General features: G+C 59.2%; 10 protein-coding genes. 5 read left to right on the top strand and 5 right to left on the bottom strand.

Going from position 1 to position 10,040, the window contains the following annotated elements:
* The 4 genes from EI77_RS21225 to EI77_RS21205 form a co-directional block, all read right to left on the bottom strand.
* Positions 1-242 (bottom strand): IS110 family transposase (locus tag EI77_RS21225; RefSeq protein ID WP_166647425.1); only part of this gene is annotated, 242 nt, incomplete at its 3' end.
* A 1,244-nt stretch (positions 243-1,486) separates the two neighbouring features.
* Entirely contained in the window at positions 1,487-2,668 is a 1,182-nt protein-coding gene (locus tag EI77_RS21215; protein ID WP_133797323.1) for a pyridoxal phosphate-dependent aminotransferase, read from the bottom strand.
* 21 nt (positions 2,669-2,689) lie between these two features.
* Entirely contained in the window at positions 2,690-3,169 is a 480-nt protein-coding gene (locus EI77_RS21210) for an Lrp/AsnC family transcriptional regulator (RefSeq protein WP_133797322.1), read from the bottom strand.
* A gap of 437 nt (positions 3,170-3,606) precedes the next feature.
* Positions 3,607-4,689: a hypothetical protein gene (locus tag EI77_RS21205; protein WP_133797321.1), complete on the bottom strand. Its 1,083-nt coding sequence runs from the start codon at positions 4,687-4,689 to the stop codon at positions 3,607-3,609.
* 40 nt (positions 4,690-4,729) lie between these two features.
* Here EI77_RS21205 and EI77_RS21200 point away from each other — a divergent pair, with 40 nt between their 5' ends.
* Together EI77_RS21200 and EI77_RS21195 are read left to right on the top strand one after the other, a co-directional pair.
* Complete coding sequence (locus EI77_RS21200) at positions 4,730-5,512, top strand: glycosyltransferase family 2 protein (protein ID WP_133797320.1); 783 nt, start codon at positions 4,730-4,732, stop codon at positions 5,510-5,512.
* Between the two features lie 63 nt (positions 5,513-5,575).
* Complete coding sequence (locus EI77_RS21195) at positions 5,576-7,231, top strand: esterase/lipase family protein (RefSeq protein ID WP_133797319.1); 1,656 nt, start codon at positions 5,576-5,578, stop codon at positions 7,229-7,231.
* A gap of 2 nt (positions 7,232-7,233) precedes the next feature.
* Here the strand turns inward: EI77_RS21195 and EI77_RS21190 are convergent, their stop codons facing one another.
* Positions 7,234-8,460 (bottom strand): GAF domain-containing sensor histidine kinase, encoded by a 1,227-nt coding sequence (locus tag EI77_RS21190; RefSeq protein WP_133797318.1) that lies wholly within the window; start codon positions 8,458-8,460, stop codon positions 7,234-7,236.
* Between the two features lie 197 nt (positions 8,461-8,657).
* Here EI77_RS21190 and EI77_RS21185 point away from each other — a divergent pair, with 197 nt between their 5' ends.
* From EI77_RS21185 to EI77_RS21175, 3 genes are all read left to right on the top strand, one after another.
* On the top strand, positions 8,658-9,017 hold the full coding sequence (locus EI77_RS21185; protein WP_133797317.1) for a hypothetical protein: 360 nt from the start codon (positions 8,658-8,660) through the stop codon (positions 9,015-9,017).
* Positions 9,018-9,037: 20 nt separating this feature from the next.
* A complete protein-coding gene (locus EI77_RS21180) occupies positions 9,038-9,400 on the top strand; it encodes an arsenate reductase family protein (RefSeq protein WP_133797316.1) in 363 nt (120 codons plus the stop codon).
* Positions 9,401-9,555: 155 nt separating this feature from the next.
* Positions 9,556-9,909, top strand: a complete 354-nt coding sequence (locus EI77_RS21175; protein ID WP_133797315.1) for a hypothetical protein — start codon at positions 9,556-9,558, stop codon at positions 9,907-9,909.
* Positions 9,910-10,040: the final 131 nt, after the last annotated feature.

Raw genomic sequence — 10,040 nt, 5'->3', positions numbered from 1 at the left:
GGGTTGACCACGCTGAGGGTGGTCTTGTTGTGGTGAAGGGCCGTGCAGAGGGCTCGTTCATAACCGCCAGTGGCCTCGCAGATGATGTGGAGGCAGCCGGGATCCGGATGTTTGGAAAGCATCTTGATGAGCCTGGAAATGCCAGCGGTGGTGTTGGCCAGGGAGTGAGACTGGCCGAGGAAATGAACATCCAGGGAGTCTTTGGCGATATCGACGCCGAGGTAGACAGGAGTAGGGGACATGAGCTAGGATGGGAGGGTTGGTAAGGGAGAGGATCAACCTTGTGAATACGAACTCCCGGAGGCGTGGAAACGCCGCTGAGGTTCAGGCAACTGTTCGATCTCTGACCGATGAAGCAGGAGGTGGCCAAGCTGGGCTGCGAACTCGTTGTTAAGACGGTTCAAGGGTTGCACGGCCGACCCCCTGCTTGGCTCGGGCGGGCGGCCGCCCGCCCGAGCCAAACCGGCTGTCCATAACAATGCAAAGCATGGCGATGAACGAAACGGAATTGAACATACAAGGGTTGGCACAACCCTGGGAAACGAGGCGACCAGACGATGGTCCAGGCGAACCTCAACGAGGTTCCGTCGGTATCTCCGCAAGTTGAGTGTCCAGTGGAGCCACGTATAAGCGACGCAACCCCTTTGGGGTTGATCGGGGATGGGTATGGGGTGGCACGTTACCCAGGGTTCTACGAACCCTGGGCTAAATGACGTAAGCCCTTTGGGCTTGATGATCAGAATCATTCTTTACCCATTCCCCCCAATGGTTACTCAAATTTAACCGTTGAACCCGCCTTAGGGCTGCTGATCGTGGGCATGGTTGGTTCTTGAATAGAGTGCTTATGCAAAGAGAAAATGATTTAGATTCGTGGCCCTTCGAGCAGCCTCGCGACAGCGCGGTCATTGCCATGCGACAAATCATGGCTCGTTCAGAGCCCATTTTGCTAGTCAGCCATGATCTAGAGGATGAGAGCTGGCAATTTATAGGAACCTCGGATGCATCAATGGATGATGTAATGGTCGTTTCGTTGGAGAGTGTCAGCCTGTTGGATTCTTCCATTTTCGAGGTCGCGGATTTACCTCCAGGATGGCAGGCCACCCGCTCTGAGGTTGGAGGGGTGTGGAACCGGTCTGAATGTGTGCCCGACGCTGAAGAATTGATTATCTCACCCATCCCTTCTCTTGTTGCCACATTGCTGAATCGGGAGCCTGCCAACGGGTTCTCCACTGGCACAGGAAGATGTTGAGGATATCAGGGATCAGGCCCCAAGGGTTGTCCTCACATCCGCGCAGAAAGCCAGCGGTTGATGAAGGTCGTGGCTATCTTGACATTGATCCGCATCAAGCTTGGGAGGCTTGGCAGGTGGCCCGTTTGGACTTTGAGTCTGAGGATACGTGACTGGCAAGAGGTCTACAGATTTAAATAAAACCCCTGGCTCACGGGTGAACCAGGGGTCTCAAATAATATCGTTGGTTAGGCGGGCTTATTTTCCGGCGGAGCGCACTTCGTTGACGAACTCTTCCATGAGGTCCATGGCTTTGACGATGAGGTCGGGGGCGGTGGCGTAGCAGCAGCGGACGAAGCCTTCGCCGGCGGCACCGAAGGCGGTGCCGGGGACGACGGCGACGCTCTTTTTATCGAGCAGGCCGAAGGCGAATTCTTTGCTGGTGAGGCCGGTGCTGCGGATCTCTGGGAAGACGTAGAAGGCGCCGCCGGGGTTGAAGCAGTGGAGGCCCATGCCGTTGAGGCGGCTGACGATGGTGTTGCGCCGCTGCTCGTAGCTGAGGCGCATGTCTTCATAGGCACTGGCTCCCATTTTCAGCGCTTCGATCCCGGCCACCTGGCTGAGGATGGGGGCGCAGAGCATGCAGTATTGGTGCACTTTCATCATGGCCTCAATCAACGGTGCGGGGGCGCAGGCGTAGCCGAGACGCCAGCCGGTCATGGCGAAGGCTTTGCTGAAGCCGTGCAGCAGGACGGTGCGCTCGCGCATGCCCGGGTATTCGACGATGCTTTTGTGCTGCTGGCCGTCGTAGAGGAGCTCGCAGTAGATTTCGTCGGTGAAGACTAACAAATCATGCTTCACGGCCAGGGCGGCGATTTTTTCCAGTTCCTCCGGAGGCATGACGCCGCCGGTGGGGTTGGTGGGGAAGTTCAGCGCGATGACTTTGGTCTTGGGCGTGATGGCTTTTTCCACGTCGGCGGCCATGAGGGCGAACATGTTTTCCTCGCGCGTTTCGACGACGACGGGGACGCCGTAGGCCATCTTGATGCTGGGGGAATAGGAGACGTAGCAGGGCTCGTGGTAGATGACTTCATCGCCAGGATTGAGCATGGCGCGGAAGGCGATGTCGAGGGCCTCGGAGACGCCGACGGTGACGAGGATCTCTTTTTTGGGATCGTAGTTCACGCGGAACTGGTTTTCCACGTAGCCGCTGATGGCGATGCGCAGGGATTCCAGTCCGAGGTTGGAGGTGTAGCTGGTCTGGCCTTTTTCGAGGGCGCGGATGGCGGCTTCGCGGATGGGCCAGGGGGTGGGTTTGTCGGGCTCGCCGACGCCGAGCGAGATGACGTCGCTACGGCCGATGACGAGTTCAAAAAAGTCCCGGATGCCAGAGCGCGGGAGGTCGCGGATCTGGGTCGAAATTTTACTGTTGTAATCCATGTGGTTAGGCCTCTGGATGGATCACGGGCTGACGGGGAGACGATCTTCTTCATCGCCGGAATGGGCGAGGAAGCCGGACTGTTTGTAGGCCTTCAACTGGAAGTGGGTGGCGGTGGAGAGTACGCCGCCGAGGGTGCTGAGCTTTTCGGCGACGAAGTTGGCGACATCGAGGAGGTCTTTGCCTTCGACGAGTACGGCGAGGTCATAACCGCCGCTCATGAGGAAGCATTCGCGCACTTGGTCAAATTTGGCGATGCGCTTGGCCAGACGGTCAAAGCCGCCTTCGCGCTCGGGGGTGATGCGGACTTCGATGAGGGCGGTGACGCCCCGATGGCCGGCCTTGTGTTTGTCCACGACGGCGTTGTATCCCAGGATCGTTTTGTCCGCTTCGGCAGCTCGCATCCTGCGTACGACTTCGTCTTCGGAAAGGCCCAGGATTTGGGCCAGCTCGCTGGTGGAGCGGTTTGAATTGATTTGGAGGAGTTGAATCAGGGGATCCATGGGACGCGCATTTTAACCTCTCTCTGGATTCATGCACAAAGTTTGTTGAGGAGTTCGTGGGGGGGCGGGGAGGAGGGTAGAAAGATTTGGGGTAGGAAGATTTTTTGGGAGTGGTGGGATGGTAGGCGGGTGGGGTGGTGGGGTGGTGGGGTGGTAGGCGGGTGGGTGGGGGCTTCGGGGTGGCTTTCCGCTCAGGGGACTGAGCGGGCTACTTTTTGAGGAGGGGACGGGGCTTGGCTAGGGGCGCACTCTTATCTGAGGACTGCGCACTGTGGACTGAGCACTTTTTGAATGCCGACGGGTCGTCGGCGCTCCATGGGGGCGGACGGGGGCGTGAGAACGGTCTTGCGCGGGACGCACAAGACGGCACGCGAGACGCGTGCGCTCCATGGCGGACGGACGCCTGCGCTCCATGGGGCAGGCGCGGGCGATCCGGGTCAGAGGCAGCAGGCGGCGGGGGCGGTGCTGGTGGAATCGGGGATGAGGAGGAGGGCGAAGGCGGGCATGGCAGTGAGGGCATCGGCCCAGACGCGGAAGGCTTCGGCAGAGAGTGAGTGGCGCTTTTGCCAGAGGATTTCCAGGGCGATGAGACCGGCCAGGAGGGCAAAGGTGAGCGGCAGCAGCGTGGTGGGCAGGTATTCCAGATAGATGGCGATGAGGCTGGCGAGGCCGATGAGCATGCCGCCGCGCACGGTGCCCGAGGCTCCGTTGGAGGGTGTATCTGCGGCTTCGCGGGCGGTGATGAGGGCGAGGTTGCTAACAAAAAGGACGCCGAGGAGGATGAGCTCGGCCCAGATTTCGGGTCCGTCATTCCCCAGGGTGTGGAAGCGGGTCCAGGTGGTGCAGCCGAAGGCGAAGAGGAGGCCTGCGGCGACTTCTTTGCGGAAAAATTTGGTCACCTGCTCATGCCAGCGCAGGCCGAGCATGAGGACGGTGCCGCCGGTGATGAGGAGGGAGACGGCCAGTTTCACCTCCAGGGAAATGGGCAGCATGTTGACCAGCACGACGAGCAGGAGCATGCCTGCCTGGATGAGCCAGCCGCGCACGCGGGTGCCGGTGACGGAATAAAGGATGAGGTAAATGCCGATGGGTACTACCTGGGCGAGGGAGTGCGCCAGCAGGCCGACGGGCACCACCCATAGGGCCAGCCATACAAGGGCGGCTGCGGCCAGGGGCATCACCAGCAGCAGGATAGGCCAGCGAAAGCGCCGGTAAAAGCGGTGGCGGATGCTGAGAAACTGTACGGGCACCCCGCAGGTATCCAGCAAACGGTCTGCCAGATAGATGAGCCAGACGGCCAGCCCCAGGCCGGGCAGTACGCCGGGCATGAGCTTCAGGTCATTCACATGGGCCAGGGCTGCCAGCCAGAGCATGGCCACCAGGGGGGCCTCCAGGCTGAGCACATGCGGCCAGAGCCACAGTGGCGTGCCGGGGGCAGAAGAGGGATGGGGGGTGGAGGAAGGCAAGAGGCTGACTTGAGGGCGGAAGTCGCCGGATTGCAAACAGAGAGACTTTTCCATTTTCATTTGTCCATTCTTCCTCTTCCATCATGGCCATCCCATGCCGTACCCGATTTCCATCGCCATCATCTCTAAAAATGAGCAGGCCAATCTGCGTCGCTGCCTGGCCAGTGCAGCGGGGCTGGCGGAGGAAATCGTGATCGTGGACAGTGGCAGTACGGATGCTACGGCGGAGGTGGCGGCGGAATTTGGCGCGCGGTTTGTCCACCAGGACTGGCTGGGCTACACGGACCAAAAAAACCTGTGCAACAGCTTCTGCACGCAGCCCTGGATCCTGGCCCTGGACTGTGATGAGGAGCTTTCCCCGGAGCTGCAGCAGGGCATCGCGGCGTTTTTTGAAAGTGGAGATTCCGCCATTTATGATGCGGCATGGATGGCGCGGTGTGTGTGGTTCCTGGGCCGCTGGATCCGCCATGGGGACTGGTATCCGGATAAAAAGGTGCGCCTTTTCCGCCGGGAAAAAGGCCAGTGGCAGGGGCATGACAGCAGCCAGGTGCATGAGCGGCTGGTGGTGCAGGGACCGCATACGACACTGCGCGGGGATCTATACCATTACTCCTTCACGGGGATGCGCCATTACCTGGACAAGCACCTGAGCTATACGGAGGTCTTCGCGGATCACGAAAAGGCAGGCGGGCGCGGTTGGTCCCTGGTGGATGCGGTTTTCCGCCCCTGGTGGCGCTTTTTCCGCGCTTATTTCATCAAGGCGGGATTCCTGGATGGCTTCCCGGGTCTGTGGATCGCGATTGCGACGGCTTTCTTTACCTTCATGAGGTATAGCCGGGCATATGAAGGTCAGGTGGCCCAAAAGCCGCGCGATTGATGCGTCCGGCACGATTCTTTCTGTCGGCTCGTCTTTAGCCGCCCCTCCCCTTCCCCCCACCCCGTGCACTCCCGCCACGCCATTCTATTGCTCCTGGCCCTGATGCTGGCCAGTTGCATCGTGCCGCCACGGGCACCGGAGGTGAAGGCCCCCTTTGCCCCCTGGCGTGGGTTGACTCAAAAAGTGATGGCCTTCAATCTGGCTCGTGCGGCTGAGGCGTGGGATACGCTGAAAGATCCGCAGGCCAGCGATGAGGAAAAAAAGAAAGCGGGAGAGACGTATGATGGCGCGCTGGCCCTGGTGCTGAAAAGCTGGAGCCGCAGCCAGCTGCCACGCAAGTGGCGGAGCGGCAGCGTCTTTGCGGCCCGGGGCAACCGCTACGCCATCCACCTGCAACCCATCACCAGCAGCCCGCTGGAGGTCTCCCCATTGATGCTGGATCGCCTCATGGCAGCGGATTCTGTGCCTCTGGGTTTGCTGACGGATCCTGTGGTGGAGGATGGGGTGGGTGTACCTGTTGTGGGCCAGTTGCAGCATTCCCAGGCGCTGGCGGCGAAGAGCCCCATGCTGCCGCTCAATGGGGCGTACCTGACGCTGACGGCGGTGCTGGAATTCGACCCGCCGCAGGCGGATGGCAGCCGCCACAGTCACCTGCATTTATACAATCCGCTGCGCCAGCCGGAGGCTTCCTTTGGCGGGGAAAAGGTGAAGCTGGCGGCGAACTATACCGCGCCGAAAAGGATGGCGCTTAACGATGGCTTCCTGCGGCCGTATTCCCGCATCGGCCTATGGTATCCGGGAAACATGATGAACCAGACGCGGCTGTACCGGCTGGAGTTTTATGATCCCAAGCGCATCCCGGTCGTCTTCATCCACGGCATGCTGTCCGATCCGCAAATTTGGTTCAATGCCATCAATGCCATCTACGCGGACCCGGTGCTGCGTGCGCACTACCAGCCCTGGTATTTCCTGTATCCGTCCAGCCTGCCGGTGCCCTCTTCCTCCGCCCGGTTGCGGGCCTCCCTGGAGCAGGCACGTGCGCGTCTGGATCCTGAGGGGGATGACCCTGGCATGAATAACATGGTGCTGGTGGGCCATAGCATGGGCGGCCTGCTGAGCCGCATGCAGACCATCGACAGTCAGGATGCGCTGTGGAGCGCCTACTTCAATTGCCCGCCGGAAAAGCTGCGCGTCTCCAAGGCCACCCAGCGCTGGCTCAAGGAGACGCTGCGTTTCGAAAAACAGCCTTTCATCAAGCGGCTCATCTTCATCACGGTCCCGCATCAGGGCAGCGACATGGCGGACCGTGGCAGCGTCAGCCGTCTGGCGGCACTGATTCGTATGCCGGTGGATTCCATCGCCCTGGGGAAAGAGATCCTGACGGGAAATGTGGATTCGCTTAACCCGCAGCTCAAGGACTGGGGCTCGTATGGGTTCCTGGGCCTGGGAACGCTTTCGCCCAAGCATCCGTATTTAAAGGCGCTCAACGCCCAGCCCATTCCGGTGCCGCATCACAGCATCATCGGTCATCCTGGGAATGGACCGCTGGATAAAAGCAGCGACCTAGTGGTGCCCTATACCAGCTCCCATCTGGAGACGGGTACGGAGCTGGTGGTGCCCTATTGGCATGGCTGCGTGGAAAAGCCTGAGGTCACGGCGGAGATCGCCCTGCGTCTGCGGCAGCACCTGCGGGAAAGCGGTGTACAGACTTTCCAGTGAGTTTATACTTCTGCCGTCTCCAGGGGCAGCTTGAAATAAAATGCGCTGCCCTGACCGGGTTCACTGATGACCCCGATATCCCCGCCATGGGCCTCGACGATGGTTTTGCAAAAGGCCAGTCCTAGACCGGTGGAGTCCTTGGTGGTGGCCTCCGGATTCACCCGATAGCCTTCATTAAAGATCAGCTCCTGATGGCCTGGACTGATGCCAATGCCAGTATCCGCGATCTCAAAAAACACATGGTCCACCAGGTCCGGCCCCGGCATGTCCTTGACCTGGATGGTGACCTGTCCTCCTGCCGGGGTGAATTTGATGGCGTTGCTGATCAGGTTCACCAGTACGCGCACCATTTTATCCTCATCGGCGGAGAGGTGGGTCACGCTTTCGCAATGGCTGGTCAAAGTGATCTCTTTATCCGTGGCCAGGATGCCTGTTTGGTCGATGGCTGCGTTCACCAATTCCCTGGCCTGCAGACGCTGTCTGAACAGTGCGGCATTGCCCATTCTATCGATGTTCCCGATGTCCAGCATTTGATCCACCATGGACATGAGTTGCAGGCCATTTCGCCGTGCCATTTCCAGGGATTCTTTTTGCTCAGCATTCACGTGGCCAAACTCCTCCACAGCCTCCAGACCCAGCAGCATGGCATTGAGCGGGGTGCGCAGATCGTGCCGGTTGGCGCGGTTGATTTTAGCCCGTTTTTCCGCCACGGCAGTGAGCGTGGCATTGTCATGCTGGAGGCGGTTTAGAGCGGTGCGGAGCTGGATCTCACTGGTGACCTGGAGCGCAAGCATGCGCAGCAGGGCCACATCATTGGTGGACCACTCATGGGGCGCGTAATCAATGGCACAAAAAGTCCCAAAGGATTTGCCCTCCTCATTCACCAGAGGGAAGCCCGCATAGGCCAGGATGCCGGCCTCCGTCACGGCGGGATTATCCAGGGTCATGGGATGCTGGCGCGTGTCATTGATGACCAGGGGCTCCTCCAGCTTCACCACCTGTGCGCAGATGGAATGGGAAAGGGGGGTCTCGGTGACGCCCACGAGGACGCCGCTGAGGATGCAACTGGCGGGGAATATCTGGCGGTTTTCCTCAATGATGGCCACCATGGCCACAGGCACCCCCAAGAGGCTCGTGGCCATGACGGTCAGGCGGTCAAAAAAAGAACCATCGCTGGCCACCAATTCAGTGGGTGTAAGGGGGGAGGCTATGTCCACAGGTGTGTTCATATGACTAACGGCGGGCAGTGAAAAAATCCAGTTCTTTCGTACGAGGAGAACTGCCTAGGCTGCCGCTGGGGATGGCTTCTATTTGGAGGTGCCGTGCATTCCATGCAAAAAACCCTATCCGCCCCCGCATTCCCTGTAAACCATTGCGAATCCCATAAAGCAGTGCAAACAACAGGCCGTCTTATTTTTCCCAACGCATGTTTACCACCGGCCAAAAAGTTGTCTGCATCAATGACCAGTTCGAGCCCTGGGTCTTTGACCTTTACACCTCCCTGCCCAAGAAAGGCCGCACCTATACCATCCGCTCCATCTCCGTGGGCCGCTCCAACCCGAAATTTTCAGTCAATGACGATGCGGAGATCAAGCTCACCGATGCCGAATTCGACATCCTCGTTTTATTAAAAGAGCTGCAAAATTCTGAAGATCCGCACTCCTCCGTGAAGCAGGAGCTGGGCTTCCGGTCCGAGCGCTTCGCGCCGCTGGAGGCGGATGAAGAAGAGGTGGAAGATGAAGTGGGCGAGCTCATCGGAGCAGGTGCGGCGACGAAGAGCTGGTAACTTTTTAACACCGTTTTTTTATGCTAAAAGTCTATGCCTACCAAGGATGCTCCACCTGCAAAAATGCGGTGAAGTGGCTGAAGGCTGTGGGCGTATCTTACCAAGAAATCCCCATCCGCGAGACGCCGCCCACGGTGCCGGAACTGCGCGCCATGCTGACCGCGAAAGGCGGCGACCTGCGGCCACTTTTCAATACCTCCGGTCAGGATTATCGCGCCCTGGGGATGAAGGACAAGCTGCCCGCGATGTCCACCGATGAAGCGCTGGCCATGCTCGCCGCGAACGGCAATCTGGTGAAGCGGCCCTTTGCGCTGGATGAGGCCGCTGGCGTGTACCTGGTGGGGTTTAAGGAGGCGGAGTGGGAGGCGGTGTTGAAGGGGTGACCTTCCTTCCGCGTGGCTTTTGCCCATAAATTGCGCAGACCACCCAACCTCTCCCTCGCCCCCGGAAGGGGGGAGAGGGCCTGGGGTGAGGGGGGGGCTTTTTGGGCAAGTTATGTATTGCCTCCATCGCAGCCTCCGAGGACATTCGCCTTACAATGAGTAGCTGGACACCCATATCGGAAGAAGAAATTTGGGATCTCATCAACCGTGCCTGGGCTGAGATGACCTTGCCTCAACGTCGTCTTTGGGAGATCATCAAGATCAATCCGGTCAAGTGGCATGAGAACTCCTATGGACTCATGGGCGGCGGCTTCTGGGTGGTAGGAATCTGCGGCTCAACGGTGATCTGGTATAACGATATCGAAGATGGGTTCAATCGATCGGCATGGTCCACTGCTGGAACCATTGACCAATACTGGTGCAATCAAGACCAGTTGCAGTGGACTATTCAATATGTTCTTGATCAGTGGCGAGGTGATGCCTCACCGGGAGGTCCCCGTGAAGTATGAAGGTCGGCACTCCCAACTCATTGTTAGGCGGTGTTCTCATCATACTTCCCGATTGACTCCTGGGAAAACCAACCTCTTCCACCCTCCAATAATCCCTGATAGGTCCCCCATCAACCACCGTTGAATAGGGC

The organism is Prosthecobacter fusiformis (assembly GCF_004364345.1).
Taxonomy (GTDB): domain Bacteria; phylum Verrucomicrobiota; class Verrucomicrobiia; order Verrucomicrobiales; family Verrucomicrobiaceae; genus Prosthecobacter; species Prosthecobacter fusiformis.
Note: the sequence above shows the minus strand (reverse complement) of the source record. Positions and strands in the feature narration are given on the sequence as shown.